17 protein-coding genes are annotated in these 14,244 nt (G+C 73.2%); 4 read left to right on the forward strand and 13 right to left on the reverse strand.

All coding sequences use genetic code 11. From position 1 onward, the window contains the following. Positions 1-57: 57 nt before the first annotated feature. From Q1K26_RS10970 to Q1K26_RS10990, 5 genes are all read right to left on the reverse strand, one after another. Complete coding sequence (locus Q1K26_RS10970; protein ID WP_300010046.1) at positions 58-315, reverse strand: hypothetical protein; 258 nt, start codon at positions 313-315, stop codon at positions 58-60. Further along, positions 312-1,142 carry a PD-(D/E)XK nuclease family protein gene (locus Q1K26_RS10975; protein WP_300010048.1) on the reverse strand — a complete coding sequence of 277 codons (831 nt, stop codon included), beginning with the start codon at positions 1,140-1,142 and terminating at the stop codon, positions 312-314. Before Q1K26_RS10975 ends, Q1K26_RS10970 begins: the two co-directional genes overlap by 4 nt. 66 nt (positions 1,143-1,208) lie before the next feature. Further along, on the reverse strand, positions 1,209-2,084 hold the full coding sequence (locus Q1K26_RS10980; protein ID WP_300010051.1) for a PHP domain-containing protein: 876 nt from the start codon (positions 2,082-2,084) through the stop codon (positions 1,209-1,211). Between the two features lie 18 nt (positions 2,085-2,102). Then, entirely contained in the window at positions 2,103-2,639 is a 537-nt protein-coding gene (locus tag Q1K26_RS10985; RefSeq protein WP_300010054.1) for a PH domain-containing protein, read from the reverse strand. Positions 2,640-2,642: 3 nt separating this feature from the next. After that, positions 2,643-2,801 (reverse strand): hypothetical protein, encoded by a 159-nt coding sequence (locus Q1K26_RS10990; RefSeq protein WP_300010057.1) that lies wholly within the window; start codon positions 2,799-2,801, stop codon positions 2,643-2,645. Between the two features lie 133 nt (positions 2,802-2,934). Between Q1K26_RS10990 and Q1K26_RS10995 the strand changes: the two genes are divergently transcribed. After that, a complete protein-coding gene (locus Q1K26_RS10995) occupies positions 2,935-3,303 on the forward strand; it encodes an NUDIX domain-containing protein (RefSeq protein WP_300010060.1) in 369 nt (122 codons plus the stop codon). A 106-nt stretch (positions 3,304-3,409) separates the two neighbouring features. On the opposite strand, the gene Q1K26_RS11000 is transcribed toward Q1K26_RS10995, so the two are convergent. Beyond that, the gene (locus Q1K26_RS11000; RefSeq protein ID WP_363320465.1) at positions 3,410-3,937 is read right to left on the reverse strand and encodes a MaoC family dehydratase; all 528 of its coding nucleotides are present in this window, start codon (positions 3,935-3,937) and stop codon (positions 3,410-3,412) included. 242 nt (positions 3,938-4,179) lie between these two features. On the opposite strand from Q1K26_RS11000, the gene Q1K26_RS11005 reads away from it, so the two are divergent. After that, positions 4,180-5,229 carry a magnesium and cobalt transport protein CorA gene (locus tag Q1K26_RS11005; protein ID WP_300010318.1) on the forward strand — a complete coding sequence of 350 codons (1,050 nt, stop codon included), beginning with the start codon at positions 4,180-4,182 and terminating at the stop codon, positions 5,227-5,229. A gap of 50 nt (positions 5,230-5,279) precedes the next feature. Beyond that, complete coding sequence (locus Q1K26_RS11010; RefSeq protein ID WP_300010063.1) at positions 5,280-6,275, forward strand: DUF5914 domain-containing protein; 996 nt, start codon at positions 5,280-5,282, stop codon at positions 6,273-6,275. 100 nt (positions 6,276-6,375) lie between these two features. Here Q1K26_RS11010 and Q1K26_RS11015 read toward each other — a convergent pair whose 3' ends face one another. The 7 genes from Q1K26_RS11015 to Q1K26_RS11045 form a co-directional block, all read right to left on the reverse strand. Further along, positions 6,376-7,311, reverse strand: a complete 936-nt coding sequence (locus Q1K26_RS11015; protein WP_300010066.1) for a DMT family transporter — start codon at positions 7,309-7,311, stop codon at positions 6,376-6,378. 412 nt (positions 7,312-7,723) lie between these two features. Beyond that, positions 7,724-8,488, reverse strand: coding sequence for a class I SAM-dependent methyltransferase (locus Q1K26_RS11020; protein WP_300010321.1), 765 nt, complete (start codon positions 8,486-8,488; stop codon positions 7,724-7,726). 132 nt (positions 8,489-8,620) lie between these two features. After that, a complete protein-coding gene (locus Q1K26_RS11025) occupies positions 8,621-9,139 on the reverse strand; it encodes a general stress protein (RefSeq protein WP_300010069.1) in 519 nt (172 codons plus the stop codon). 107 nt (positions 9,140-9,246) lie between these two features. Beyond that, positions 9,247-10,440, reverse strand: a complete 1,194-nt coding sequence (locus Q1K26_RS11030) for an acyl-CoA dehydrogenase family protein (RefSeq protein ID WP_300010072.1) — start codon at positions 10,438-10,440, stop codon at positions 9,247-9,249. Positions 10,441-10,679: 239 nt separating this feature from the next. Continuing rightward, positions 10,680-11,639 (reverse strand): CoA ester lyase, encoded by a 960-nt coding sequence (locus Q1K26_RS11035; protein WP_300010075.1) that lies wholly within the window; start codon positions 11,637-11,639, stop codon positions 10,680-10,682. 122 nt (positions 11,640-11,761) lie between these two features. Then, complete coding sequence (locus tag Q1K26_RS11040; RefSeq protein ID WP_300010078.1) at positions 11,762-12,631, reverse strand: PhzF family phenazine biosynthesis protein; 870 nt, start codon at positions 12,629-12,631, stop codon at positions 11,762-11,764. A gap of 161 nt (positions 12,632-12,792) precedes the next feature. Beyond that, entirely contained in the window at positions 12,793-12,939 is a 147-nt protein-coding gene (locus Q1K26_RS11045; RefSeq protein WP_300010081.1) for a hypothetical protein, read from the reverse strand. 34 nt (positions 12,940-12,973) lie between these two features. Here Q1K26_RS11045 and Q1K26_RS11050 point away from each other — a divergent pair, with 34 nt between their 5' ends. Beyond that, positions 12,974-14,236 carry a CBS domain-containing protein gene (locus tag Q1K26_RS11050; RefSeq protein ID WP_300010084.1) on the forward strand — a complete coding sequence of 421 codons (1,263 nt, stop codon included), beginning with the start codon at positions 12,974-12,976 and terminating at the stop codon, positions 14,234-14,236. Positions 14,237-14,244: the final 8 nt, after the last annotated feature.

The following is a 14,244-nucleotide window of genomic DNA, read 5'->3' on the forward strand; positions in this document are numbered from 1 at the left end:
CCACCGATCTGGCGACCACCGCGGGCCTGGCGACGCTGCGTGGCGCGCTGCTGGGCGTCAGGCGAGCCACAGGACGCCCAGCACCGCCGCGCTGATCGCCAGCACCCCGACCGCGGCGGCCGGGCCGGCCCGGTCGGCCCGCACCTGCAGGACGACGGCCGCCACGGCGGCCAGCGCGTGCCACGCCAGCAACCAGGGTGCGGGACCCGGGGAACCGACCCTCGTGGCCACCACCCACGCCAGACCCAGCGCCAGCGCCAGCACGACCAGCCCGCCGGCGAGCACACCGCTGAGCCCGCGGAGCAGGCCCGTCACGACAGCAGCGCCCAGGACGCGAGCTCGGGCGCCGCGGCCCGGCCCTCGGGGCAGTGCCTGCGGACCTCGCAGGTGGAGCAGCCGGGCGAGGTGCTCGGCGGGAACAGCGCCTCGGGATCACCGCCGTCCTCCAGCGCGTCCGCGGCGTCGGCCAGCTCGGCGGCCGTGATCTCCGCCCGCTCCACGTGGTGACGCAGCGACTCGGCGTCGTGCTCGTGGGAGGCGATCTCACCGGTGGGCAGGTGGTGCAGCTCCACGCGGGTGCACGGGCGGCGCATCGTGCGCCCGGTCGCGACGGCGTACAGCGCGAGCGCCTCGGAGTCGCGCGCGTCCGCGCCGGTCAGGGCCCGGCGGCCGGTCTTGTAGTCGACGATCACGGCCTCGCCCGCGCGCCCGTCGATCCGGTCCACGCGGCCCTCGGCGACGATCCGCCCGGTCGACACCGACACCCAGTGCTCCACGCCCAGCGGGTCGGCGCCCGGTTCGAGGTCGGCCGCGTAGGCCGCGACCCAGCCGCGGGCACGCTCCCGGTGCAGGCGTTCCTGCGCCGCGTCCCGGAAACCCTCGCCGGTCCAGTGCCGGTCGACGAGCGCGGCCGCGAGATCCGGCGAGCGCCGGGCGGCCGGTTCGGAGAACAGGGTGCGCAGCGCGAGATGGACGACCGCCCCGAGCGTGTTGTGCGCCCAGGCCCCGCCCCGCGGGGGCGACGGCCGGTCGAGGTAGACGAGCCGGTAGCGGCGGCGGCAGTCGCGCCAGGTGGCCAGCCGCGACGGCGTGACCTTGACCAACCGGGGCGTGACGAAGTCGAAACCCAGCTGCCCGCCCATCCGACGACGGTAGCGCGACCGCTCCCGCCCGAGCTCGTCGAGGCGCCCGCCGTGGGGCGCGCCCGCTCAGCCGACCAGCACCTCGATCCCGTCCGCGGCCCGGGCCACCAGCGCGTCCAGGGCGTCGGGCGAGGTCGTCTCCGCGGCGATCGGGGTGGTCTTGTTGGTGCCGTGGTAGTCGCTGGAGCCGGTGGCGACCAGGCCGGTGTCGGCGGCCAGGGCGCGCAGCAGCTCCCGGTCCTCCGGTGCGTGGTCGGGATGGTCGACCTCCACCCCGCCCAGCCCGGCGGCCGCCAGCTCGGCGATCACCGACGGCTCCACCACCCGCCCCCGCTTGCGGGCCAGCGGGTGCGCGAACACCGCGACGCCGCCCGCGGCGCGCACCATCTCCACGGCCACCCGCACCGGGGTGTCGGTCTTGGCCACGTAGAAGGGGCTGCCGGTGTAGAGCAGCGTCGCGAACGCCTCGTCGACGCTGCCCACCACCCCGGCGGCCACGAGCGCGCGGGCCAGGTGCGGCCGCCCGGCGGCGGCCCCGTCGGGCAGGTGGGCGAACACCGTCTCGACGTCCACCGGGTAGCCCGCCCCGGCCATCTTGTCGATCATCCCGACCAGCCGGTGGTGGCGCTCCTCACGCAGCCGGGCCTGCTCGGCGACGATCGCCTCGTGCGTGGGATCGAACAGGTACCCGAGCAGGTGCACCGAGACCTCGGCGTCGTCGCGGCCGGTCGGGCTGACGCAGGAGAACTCGGCGCCCCGCACCAGCCGCATGCCCGCCGGGAGCGCCGCCACCGCCTCGTCCCAACCGCCGGTGGTGTCGTGGTCGGTGATCGCCAGCACGTCGACCCCGGCCGCGGCGGCCGTCCTCACGAGCCCCGCGGGTGGGTCGGTGCCGTCCGACGCCGTGGAGTGGGTGTGCAGGTCGATCCGGGGGTGGGCCACGCCCCACGCTAACGGACCTCAGCGGCGCCAGCGCGGACGTGCCAGCATGCCGGTGGCGCGCGTCTTGCCCTTCTCACCGAACACCAGCTCGGAGAGCGCCTCGTAGATCTCCTCGGGCCGCGGCATGTAGCTGATCTTGTTGAGGGCCTGGATCTGGCCCGCCGACTCGACGATCAGGGTGCCGTAGCCGAACATCCGGCCGCCGAGGCTGCGCCGGAACGTGAGGTCGGTGACCTTGCTCAGGGGCATCATGCCCACGTTGTGGGTGATGATGCCCTCGGCCAGCATCACCCGCTTGTCGGTGATGACGATGCGCTCGATCCACCACAGGATCGTGAGCACCGTGAACCGCAGTACCGCGACCAGACCCAGGTAGAACGCGACGTTGTCGACGAGCACGCTCGTCGGCAGGTAGGCCTGCGCGACGACCACGAGCAGCAGGAACAGCGCGGTCTCGGTGAGATGGCGCACCATCACCGCCCAGTGCTGACGCACCCGGATGACGCGGCGCTCCGTGGGGAGCAGGTACTCGTCGATCTCCCGGGGGGCGAGCACGGCCTAGACGAGCGCGGTGAAGAAGTCGGCCACCGAGTTGGCGATGTCGGAGAGGATCCCGCCGATGTTCTGCAGGGAGTTCGCCGCGGCGTCCGGACGGGTCACGACGAAGAAGATCAGCAACGCCAACGCGAGGAGCCCGACGATCTTCCTGACGTTCACCCGTACCACCGTTCTCGAGCCGGAGCGGACCGCTTTCCGCTCTGTTGTACCGCACCCTGCGACCACAGGGTATCCGGCACGCGGGCCAGTACCGTGCGATTCTGTGACCCAGTGTAGTGAACTCACTCCCTGTGTGGGTGGACTCGTCTACGACGACCTCGGCCGCCTGCTGCTCGTGCAGCGGCGCAACGAGCCCGGGCGCGGGCTGTGGTCGGTGCCCGGGGGCCGGGTCGAGGCCGGCGAGGACGACACCGCCGCGGTGGTCCGGGAGATGGCCGAGGAGACCGGGCTGCGGGTCGAACCCGGCCTCCTGGTCGGACGGGTGACCCGCGAGCCCTACGTCATCGCCGACTACGCCTGCAGGGTCCTGGGCGGGGAGCTGCGTGCGGGCGACGACGCCCTCGACGCCCGCTGGTGCGACGCCGCCGCCCTGCGCGTGCTGCCCCTCGTCGACGGGTTGCTGGCGACGCTGACGGCGTGGGACGCACTGCCGCGGCACTGACCCCACCGGAGTTCCGCGCGCCCACCGACGGCTCGCGCGGTGCCGGCAGCGCGCGAGCCGCGATCCGGCGCGCCAACCTGGTGCGGCGTCGCGCGGGTCGCCGGCGTCAGACCTGCGGCACCGGGCGGCCCGGCTGCTCGCCGCCGCGGGCCTCCCCGTAGGACCTCTTCGGGATCATCACCTTGCGCCGGAACGTGCACACGACCGTCCCGTCCTGCTTGTAGCCGCGGGTCTCCACGTACACCACGCCGCGGTCGTCCTTGGACTTCGACGGCGTCTTGTCGAGCACCTCGGTCTCGCCGTAGATGGTGTCGCCGTGGAACGTCGGCTTCGTGTGCTTGAGCGACTCCACCTCGAGGTTCGCGATCGCCTTGCCGGAGACGTCGGGGACCGACATTCCCAGCAGCAGCGAGTAGACGTAGTTGCCGACCACCACGTTCTTCTGGAACTCGGTGGTCTCCTGCGCGTAGTTCGCGTCCATGTGCAACGGATGGTGGTTCATCGTCAGCAGGCAGAAGAGGTGGTCGTCGTACTCGGTGACGGTCTTCCCGGGCCAGTGCTTGTAGACCGCCCCGACCTCGAACTCCTCGTAGTACCGCCCGAACTGCAACGTCAACGCCTCCTCGACCGACATACCGACTGGAGGAGTAACCTATCCAACGGCCCTGCCGACGGCAGGGAGTCGCTCGACACAGGTCTGGAGGTGAGCGCGGTGCCGACGGCACCCGGCTGTAGTAGTCGCCGCGCCCCCGGACGGGTCCGCCGCTAGCGGGCTCCAGGGTCCCGGGGCGCGATTCCCGTGCGTTCCGAAATGCCTGGAGGTACCCCGTGCCGCCGCTGTCCTCGATCCGCCCTGCCATCCGGGCGGCCTCGCGCATCACCACCCGGTCCGCCGCGCCGCTGCTGCCCAAGCTGCGCGTACCCGTGTCGGCCTACGTCGTCGACTGCGCCGTCTACGTCGACGGCCGTCGCCTGCCCGGACGCTGGTCCCACGACGGGGCGCTCGCGGAGGTCCGGCGCCGCGACGACGGCTTCGTCTGGATCGGGCTGCACGAGCCCGACGAGGAGCAGATCACCAGCATCGCCGAGGTATTCGACCTGCACGAGCTCGCCGTCGAGGACGCCGTGCACGCCCACCAGCGCCCGAAGCTGGAGCGCTACGAGGACATGCTGTTCATGGTCCTCAAGACCGTCTGCTACATCGGCAACCACAGCCCGGGCGCGGAGAACCAGGTCGTCGAGACCGGCGAGGTCATGGTGTTCGTCGGCCCCGACTTCGTGATCACGGTCCGGCACGGCAGGCACTCGTCGCTGCGCGACGTGCGGTCCAGGCTGGAGGAGGACCCCGAGCAGCTCGCGCTCGGACCCGCCACCGTGCTGCACGCCGTCGCCGACCGCGTCGTCGACACCTACCTCGAGGTCACCGAGGCCATCGAGGACGACATCGACGCCATGGAGGAGGGCGTCTTCACCCCGCGGTCCACGATCGACGCCGAGCAGATCTACGTCATGAAGCGCGAGATCCTGGAGCTGCGGCGGGCCGTCGTCCCGCTGGCCACGCCGTTGCGCAAGCTGACCGAGGGCTACAGCGCCCTGGTCCCGCACGACGTGCGGTCCTACTTCCGCGACGTCGACGACCACCTCGTCACCGTCGTGGAGCGGGTCGCGGGCTTCAACGAGCTCCTGACGACGCTCGTCGACGCCGCGCTGGCGAAGATCACGATGCAGCAGAACAACGACATGCGGAAGATCACCTCCTACGCCGCGCTGATCACCGTGCCCACGATGATCGCCGGGATCTACGGGATGAATTTCGAGTTCATGCCGGAGCTGTCGCACCCGCTCGGCTATCCGGCGGTGCTGCTCGCCATCGTGGTGATCTGCGCGTACCTGTTCCGGCAGTTCCGCCGCAACCACTGGTTGTGACCTGCACCGGCCGCCGCGCCGCGTCGGCGCGGCGGTCCTAACCTGGATGCGTGAACGAGCACCGTTCCGACCGGCCCGCCAACCCGCTGCAGCGGCTGCGCCGCCCCGCGTGGGCGGACCAGTCGCCCACCTGGGCCGACGCGAGACCCGGGATCATCCGGGCCGCGTTGGCCCGCGCCCTCGCCCGCCCGTCCGGCGGCTGGTTCGTGGTGGCCGGGAGCCGGGAGGTCCGGCCGGGGCGCACGTTCGGGCGCGTCGTCGACGGCCGCGAGGTGATCCTGTGGCGCTCCACCGACGGCACGCTGCACGCGGGTCCGGGCGCCTGCCCCCACCTCGGAGCGGCCCTGTGCGACACCCCCGTGCACGACGGGCGGGTCGTCTGCCGCTGGCACGGGCTCGCGCTCGGACCCGAGGGCCGACCCGGCTGGCGGACGTTCCCCGCCCACGACGACGGCGTGCTCGCCTGGGTGCGGCTGGAGGGGGCGGGCGAGACCGTCACCGACGCACCGGTGCTCGGCCCGCGCCCCGACCCGGCCCGCAGCCTGCCCACCGTCGCCACGGTGATCGGTCGCTGCGAACCCGAGGACGTGCTGGCCAACCGGCTCGACCCGTGGCACGGCGCGTGGTTCCACCCGTACTCCTTCGCCGACCTGCGCGTGCTCTCCGCTCCCCCGCCGGACTGCCCGCCCGCCGAGGACCGCTTCCTCGTGGAGGTCACCTTCACCCTGGGCCGGCGCCTCGGCGTGCCGGTGAAGGCCGAGTTCACCTGCCCGGACCCGCGCACGGTCACGATGGAGATCGTCGACGGGGAGGGCGCGGGCTCGGTCGTCGAGACCCACGCGACGCCGTTGCGACCCGGCCCCGACGGCCGGCCGCGCACCGCGGTGATCGAGGCCGTGGTGGCGCACTCGGACCGGCCGGGGTTCGAGCACTCCCGCAAGGTCGCGGCCGCGGTCCGCCCGCTGGTGGCGGTGGCCGCCAAACGCCTCTGGCGCGACGACCTGGACTACGCCGAACGCCGTCACGCCCTGCGCACCGCGCGCTGAACGCCCGGCGGCCCGGCGTGGCGGGGATCGGCCGTGCACACCCCGCCGCCGCCGTGCACAGGGCGCGGGGTGTGCACGGTGGCGGTTCGGTGTGTACCGCCTACCGGGACCGGCCGGCCAGCGCCACCGCGACACCCAGCAGGACCGCCCCCGCGATCCCGACCGGGCCCAGTCGCTCACCCAGCAGCGCGGCGGCGAGCACCGCGCCGGTCAGCGGTTCCAGCAGCGCGACCACCGCGCCGACCGCGGCGGGTGCGACGGTCAGCCCCCGGAAGTACAGGAGGTAGGCGAGTGCCGTCGGCAGCATCCCGAACGCGGCCAGCACCCCGAGCGCCCACGGCGTGGCGACGAAGGTGACCCCGCCGAGCGGCGCGGCGACGGCCAGCAGCACCACCCCGCCGCCGGTGAAGGCGACGCCGGTGGCCCAGGCCGGGTCGAGGGCGTCGACGGGACGGGCGCCGAGCAGGGTGAGCGCGGCGAACCCGGCCGCGGCGAGCAACGCGAACGCCGCCCCCGTCGCGCTGCTCCCGGCCGCGGGGACCCCGATCAGCAGCGCGAGGCCGAGCGCGCCGAGCAGGGCGGCGGCGGTGGCCGACCGGGTGGCCGGGCGTCCGCGCAGGCGCTCGACGAGCAGCACGATCACGGGCGCGGCGCCGATCGTGACCAGGGTGGCCAGGCCGACCGACGTGGTGGCGACGGCGGAGAAGAAGGCCGCCTGGAACCCGGCGACGAGGCCGCCGACGGCGGCGACCCGCATCCACGCGGCACGACCCCACCCGCCCGGCGACGCGCGAGGGCCGTCGCGGTGATGGGCGGTGCGGTAGGGCCTGCACACCGCTCGCACACCGCCCGCGACGAGCAGGCCACCGACCAGCAGCAGGCCGCCGACCAGGATGCGGTAGCCGGCCACCGCGAGTGGGGAGAGGCCGGTGGCCGCGGCCAGCAGCGCTCCGAGCAGGCCGCCGGTCCCCCACAGGAGACCGGCGACGACCAGCAGGGGGACGCCCGCGACAGCGGGACGGGACGACAGGGACACGGGATGTGCTCCAGCGACAGGAGTGGGCGAGAGGTCGCGGAAGCGGGGCACGGCTCGACGGCGATCACGATCGGACGCACGCGGCAGCGAGGCGCACGGCCACGGGCGTGGGTCAGACGGCGATCACGGGCGTCCCGGTGAACGGGACGGCGGCGGCGACCCCGCGAGGAGGGTGCCGAGAGCTCCGGCCGTGGCGGGCGGTGGCCAGGTGGCCCGCCCGACGCCGCGGGGCGCCGCGCCGCGGGCCCGAGCTCTCAGGGCGCTCCCTAGCAGCGGGGCGGCGGGGTGATCGGGAACCGGCGGTGCACGCGGTCACCCTACCTCGTCCGGCGGAGGTCGACCGCGGAGTTCCGGCCAAGGGCGCAGCGGCCCGTGGTCGGTGGCGCGCCGGGCCCACGGGCAGGCACCGGCCTCACTTCGTCAGGTCGAGGCCGTCCGGCGGGGTCGGGGCGTCCGGGTCGGGGCCGGCGGGTACACCGGGGCTGCGACCCAGGAACGTGTGCACGATGTGCTGCTGCCAGCCGGGCACGGTCTGCACGCGCACGTCCTCGAAACCGACGGCGGTCAGCCGGTCGGTGAACGCCTCGACCCCGTCGAAGTCGAGGACGCTGCGCCACAGGTACCGGTACAGATCGGCCGACCCGGTGCGCATGCGGCCCATCGGGATGATCACGCCCCACGAGACGGCGGTCCACACCATCCGGCTGCGGGCCGAGTCGCGCACCGAGTACTCGTGCACCGCGAGCGGCGAGCCCGGCCGCAGCAGCTCGCGGAAGCGGCGCAGTGCGGCGTTGCGGTCGGAGAGGTTGCGCAGCAGATAGGCCGCGAGGATGCCGTCGTAGGGCCCGGTGAACTTCACCGGGTCCAGCTCCTGGGCGTCGCCGTGCACGAACCGCACGGTCGGGGGCCAGCTCTTGCGCCGCGCCTGCGCCAGCATCTCCGCGGAGGCGTCGACGGCGGTGATCTCGGCCTGCGGGACGGCGTCGAGCAGGGCCGCGGTGGACGCGCCGGTGCCGCAGCCGAGGTCGAGCAGCCGCAGCCCGGCCCCGCCGTCGCGCAGGCCCATCCGCTTCGCCGACAGCCGCAGGTGCTCGTGATAGCCGGGGTTGGCGTTGACGAGCTTGTCGTAGCTGCGGGCGTGCGCGTCGAACGCCTTCGCGACGGTGGCCGCGTCGATGCGTTCGGGCTTGCCGGACTTTCCCTGCTGTGGACTCACGGGTCACCATCCTGGCCCATCGGCGCCGTTGCGTCGTGCCGACGCGGCGGAGGCGGGTCGGCCCCGGCCGGGTAGGGGCCGGGACCGGCCGGCTCAGGCCGGGTTGCCGGACCCCATCGCGAGCTTGGCGAGCAGCTCGCGGGCCTTCTCCGCGTTGCGCGGCTGGCACAGCACGTCGTAGCGACCGGCGACCATCTGGCTGGACGAGGTGAAGTCACGGCGGCCGCGGGAGGCCCCGTACCCGACGGCGGCGAAGACGAGACCGAACACGATGCCGCTGGCCAGGCCCACGAGGATCGGACCGAACGACGCCTCCGGGCTGAACAGGCTCAGCAGCAGGCCGACGAACAGGCCGAACCACGCGCCCGACGCCGCGCCCGAGGCGAGGACGCGGCCCCAGGTCAGGCGGCCGATGACGCGCTCGACCAGCATCAGGTCGACACCGACGATCGTGACGTCGCGGACCGGGAAGTCGGAGTCTGCGAGGTGGTCGACCGCGCGCTGGGCCTCCTCGTAGGTGGCGTAGGAGCCGACCGGCCAGCCGGTGGGCGGCGTCGGCAGGTTGGGCAGGCCGGGCGCGGTGCGCGCGGGCCCGCCGAACGGTGTGCTCACGGGGGCCTCCTCGATGTGACGCGGACCGGACACCCGGTCCACGTCATGACAACGCGTGGACCTGCACCGTAGTGCCGTAGGCGCTGCTCATCACACCCGGATGAGCCCTACCGCGACTTGTACTCCCGCAGCAGCCCCCGGCTGATGATCGTCTTCTGGATCTCCGAGGTGCCCTCGCCGATCAGCAGGAACGGCGCCTCGCGCATGAGGCGCTCGATCTCGTACTCCTTGGAGTAGCCGTAGCCGCCGTGGATGCGGAACGACTCCTGCGTGACCTCGGCGCAGTACTCCGACGCCAGCAGCTTCGCCATCCCGGACTCGACGTCGAAGCGCTCGCCGGAGTCCTTGAGCCGGGCGGCGTTGACCATCATCAGGTGCGCGGCCTCGACCTTGGTGGCCATCTCCGCCAGCTTGAACGCGATGGCCTGGTGCGCGGCGATCGGCTTGCCGAACGTGGAGCGCTGCTGGGCGTAGTCGACGGCCAGCTCGAACGCGCGGATCGAGATGCCGCAGGCGCGGGCGGCGACGTTGACCCGGCCCACCTCGACGCCGTCCATCATCTGGGCGAACCCGCCGCCGCGCCTGCCACCGAGGATCCGGTCCGCGGGCACGCGGTGGCCCTTGAACACCATCTCGGTGGTGTCGACGCCCTTGTACCCCATCTTGTCGATCTTGCCGGGGACGATCAGCCCGGGGGCGACCTCGCCGTAGCCGACCGGCTTCTCCACGAGGAAGCAGGTGAGGTTCTGGTAGGGCTTCTCCGCGCCCTCGTCGGTCTTGACCAGCACCGCGGTGAGGTTGGACGTGCCGCCGTTGGTGAGCCACATCTTCGCGCCGTCGATGACGAAGTCGTCACCGTCGGCCACGGCCCTGGTCTTGATGGCCGCGACGTCGGAGCCGAGGTCGGGCTCGGACATCGAGAACGAGCCGCGGGTCTCCCCCAGCGCCATCTGCGGCAGGTAGCGCTGCTTCTGCTCGTCCGTGCCGTGGTGGGTGATCATGTGCGCCACGATGAAGTGCGTGTTGATCACGCCGGAGACGCTCATCCAACCCCGCGCGATCTGCTCGACGACCAGCGCGTAGGTCAGCAGCGACTCGCCGAGCCCGCCGAACTCCTCGGGGATGGTGAGCCCGAACAGACCCATCTCCTTCATCCCGTCGACGATGTCCTGCGGGTAGGTGTCGGCGTGCTCCAGCGCCGTGGCGTGCGGGATGATCTCCTTGTCCACGAACGTCTTGACCGTGGACAGGATCTCCTGCTGGATCTCGGTGAGACCTGCGGTCTGGGCGAGCCGGGCCATGGATCATTCCTCCGCGCGGGCGATCGACCGCCGGGCGTGCTCCCGGCGCTGGGTACTGGTCGGTAAGTATCCCGCCCACCGCGGCCGGCGCGCGCGACGGGCCCTGTGAAGCTCCCCACCTACTACGGTGGCTCCGCTTCCCGCGCGCCGAGCCGGTTCCCGCGCGCCGAGCCGGTCATTGCGGGCCGCCGGCGCCGCGCGAGAACCGGTTCAGCGCGCGAATCCTCCGCGGGCAGGTCTCACGCCTCCGGCGGGGTCCACCTGTCGGTGCGCTCCATGCCCGCGGCCCGGCCCTTGCCCGAGATCACCAACGCCATCTTGCGGCTGGCCTCGTCGATCATCTCGTCGCCGATCATCGCCGCGCCGCGCTTGCCGCCCGCCTCGGAGGTGAAGTACTCGTAGGCGTCGAGGATGTTCTCGGCGTGGTCGTAGTCGCTCTGCAGCGGGCTGTAGGTCTCGTTGGCCGCGTCGATCTGGCCGGGGTGCAGCACCCACTTGCCGTCGAAGCCGAGCGCGGCGGACCGGCCGGCCACGCGCCGGAACCCGTCGACGTCCTTGATCTGCAGGTACGGCCCGTCGATGGCCTGCTTGTCGTAGGCCCGTGCCGCCATGAGGATGCTCATCAGGATGTGGTGGTAGGCGTCGCCCACGTCGTAGCCGGGGGGCTGCTCGCCGACCACGAGCGACTTCATGTTGATCGAGGCCATGAAGTCGGCCGGGCCGAAGATGATGGTCTCGACGCGCGGCGAGGCGGCGGCGATGGCGTTGACGTTGGTCAGGCCGAGCGCGTTCTCGATCTGCGCCTCGATGCCGATCCGCCCGATCTCGTATCCCATCGACTTCTCGATCTGGGTGAGCAGCAGATCCAGCGCGACGACCTGCTCGGCCGTCTGCACCTTGGGCAGCATGATCGCGTCGAGGTTGGCGCCGGCACCCTCGACGACCTCGGTGACGTCGCGGTAGGTCCACTCGGTGGTCCAGTCGTTGACCCGGACGACCCGGAGCTTCTCACCCCACCCGCCCTCGTTGAGGGCGGAGACGATCGTCTTGCGGGCACCGGGCTTGGCCAGCGGCGCGCACGCGTCCTCGAGGTCGAGGAAGACCTGGTCGGCCGGGAGCGTCCGGGCCTTGTCGATGAACTTCTGGCTCGACCCCGGCACCGCCAGGCAGGAGCGGCGGGGGCGGATCTGGCTCGTCATCTTCGTACGGCTCCTCGTCGACGTCGGCGCGGGTGTGGATGGATGCTGGCACGCAGTGCCGCCCCGTGGCGTCCCGGGGTGATTGGTTTCTCACCCGGCGGTGGTGGGAGGGGGTGTCGGGATCACTCCCCCGGCAGGGCCAGCAGCTCCCCGCGCGCCACCGCGGCGACGTTGCCCCACACCGACGCGCGCAGCGCCGCGCCGTCCTGGGCGTGCACGAGCACCCCCAGCTGCGACGGGCGACCCAGCTCTGCGCCCTGCGACGCGAGGAACCCGGTCTGCCCGGCGGCGGCGATCACTCCGCGGTCGACGAGGAACACCCCGAGCGCGACGGCCGCGGATCCGGTGGCCGGGTCCTCGGCGACACCCGAGCCGGGGGCGAACATCCGCATGTGGGCGGCGGAACCGCCGGCGTCGTAGGCCACGACGACCAGCCCGATGAGACCCTCGGTCAGCGCGCGCACCGCGGCCGGGTCGGGGACGGCGCGGGTCACCGCGTCGGGGCCGACGGCCAGGAACGCGAACGGCGCACCCGCACCGGCGATCCCCGCGGGTACCGCCGTGTCCACATCCTCGGGGGCGAGGCCGACGGCCGCCGCGAGCGCGACCCCGTCCAGGGGCGGCCCGACCTCCGGCGCTCCGCCGGTGACCTGCGCGCCGTAGCCGGTGACGTGCACCGGAAGCAGCCCCGCGCCGCACTCCTGCACCACGTCGCCGGGCCCGATCAGCCCGGCGCGGGCGAGCACCCACGCCACCCCGATGCTCGGGTGCCCGGCGAAGGGCATCTCGCGGGACGGTGTGAAGATCCGCGCCCGGTAGTCGGCCCCGGACGTGGTCGGCGGCAACGGGAACACCGTCTCGGACAGGTTGAACTCCCCCGCGATGCGCTGCATCTGCCCGGCGGTGAGCTCGGCGCCGCCGTGCACCACGGCGAGGGGGTTCCCGGCGTAGGGCCGGTCGGTGAACACGTCGACGACGTCGTAGGTCAGCACCCCGCCAGGTCTACCGGGTGCGCCACCAGGTCTCGAGGTCGGCCACCTGGTGTCGGCAGCGGCCGGGCCTCCGGGCGGCGGTGCCGGATCCGGTCCAGTGCGCGGCCGGGCTCGATGCCGTCCCTGGTCACGAGCGCGGCGGCGGCCAGGGCTCCTCGCGGCTACTCCTCGTCGCCGCACAGGTTGACCACGTGGGTGACCCCCTCGGCGCGCAGCCGCGCCACGTCCGCGGCGTCCTGCGGGTGGGCTCCGGTGATCAGGCCGGGCGCGACCTCACCCCGGCCGTACTCGTCGAACCAGTGCGACACGGCGCCGACGCTACCCGTGCGGGAAACTGCGCGGGTGGCGTCCGATCGCGTGTTCGTGGCCCGGCTGGTCGGGCTCTCGGTGTACGGGCCCGACGGCGAACGGATCGGGCGCGTGCGCGACGTCGTCGTCACGGTGCGGGTGGACGCGAGCCCGCCTCGGGTGCTCGGGATCGTCGTCGAGATGGTGACGCGGCGGCGCATCTTCGTGCCGATGCTGCGCGTCACCTCGGTGGATCCGAGCGCGGTCACGCTCGCGACCGGGTCGGTGAGCCTGCGCGGGTTCACCCAGCGCCCCAACGAGACCCTCGTCGTGGGACAGCTGCTCGACGCGCCCGTCACGATCTCCGACGGTGCGGTGCCTGCGCTCGTCGTCGACGCGGCGATCGAGCCGACGCGATCGCGGGACTGGGTGGTCGGCCGGCTCGCGGTGCGGGCCCGGCGCCACGGGTTCACCCGCCGCGGCCACGTGCAGGAGCTGCCCTGGAGCGCGGTCACCGGCCTGTCGCTGACCGACCGTCAGGGGACCGCGGGCCTGCTCTCGGTGCTCGAGACGATGCGGCCCGCGGACGTGGCCGCCGCGCTGTCCGAGCTGCCGGACAAGCGCAGGCGCGAGGTCGTCGACGCACTCGACGACGAGCGGCTGGCCGACATCTTCGAGGAGATGTCCGACACCGAGCAGCGCGCCATGCTCGCCCACCTCGACGACGAGCGCGCGGCCGACGTGCTGGAGGCGATGAGCCCCGACGACGCCGCGGACCTGCTCGGGGACCTGCCGGCGTCCGAGTCGGACGCGCTGCTGGCCCTGATGGAACCCGGCGAGTCCGGACCCGTGCGGCGGCTGATGACCTACTCGCCCCACACCGCGGGCGGGCTGATGACCCCGGAACCGGTGATCCTGCGCCCGGACGCCACGGTGGCCGAGGCGCTGGCCCGGATCCGCAATCCCGACATCCCCGTCGCGCTGGCCAGCATGGTGTTCGTGTGCCGGCCGCCGTCGGAGACCCCGACCGGCCGCTACCTCGGCTGCGCCCACGTGCAGCGGCTGCTGCGCGAGGCGCCCTACGAGCTGGTGGCCGGTGTCGTCGACAGCGAGCTGGCGCGCCTGTCCCCGGGGGCCACGCTCGGCGAGATCGCGCGCTACTTCGCGGCGTACAACCTCGTGGCGGGACCGGTGGTCGACGACGAGGACCACCTCCTGGGCGCGGTCACCGTCGACGACGTGCTCGACCACCTGCTGCCGGACAACTGGCGGGACCGGTTCACCGACGACATCCCCACGGAGGTAGCCGATGCGTGAGAACACCG

This window comes from Pseudonocardia sp., from assembly GCF_029263155.1.
Lineage (GTDB): Bacteria > Actinomycetota > Actinomycetes > Mycobacteriales > Pseudonocardiaceae > Pseudonocardia.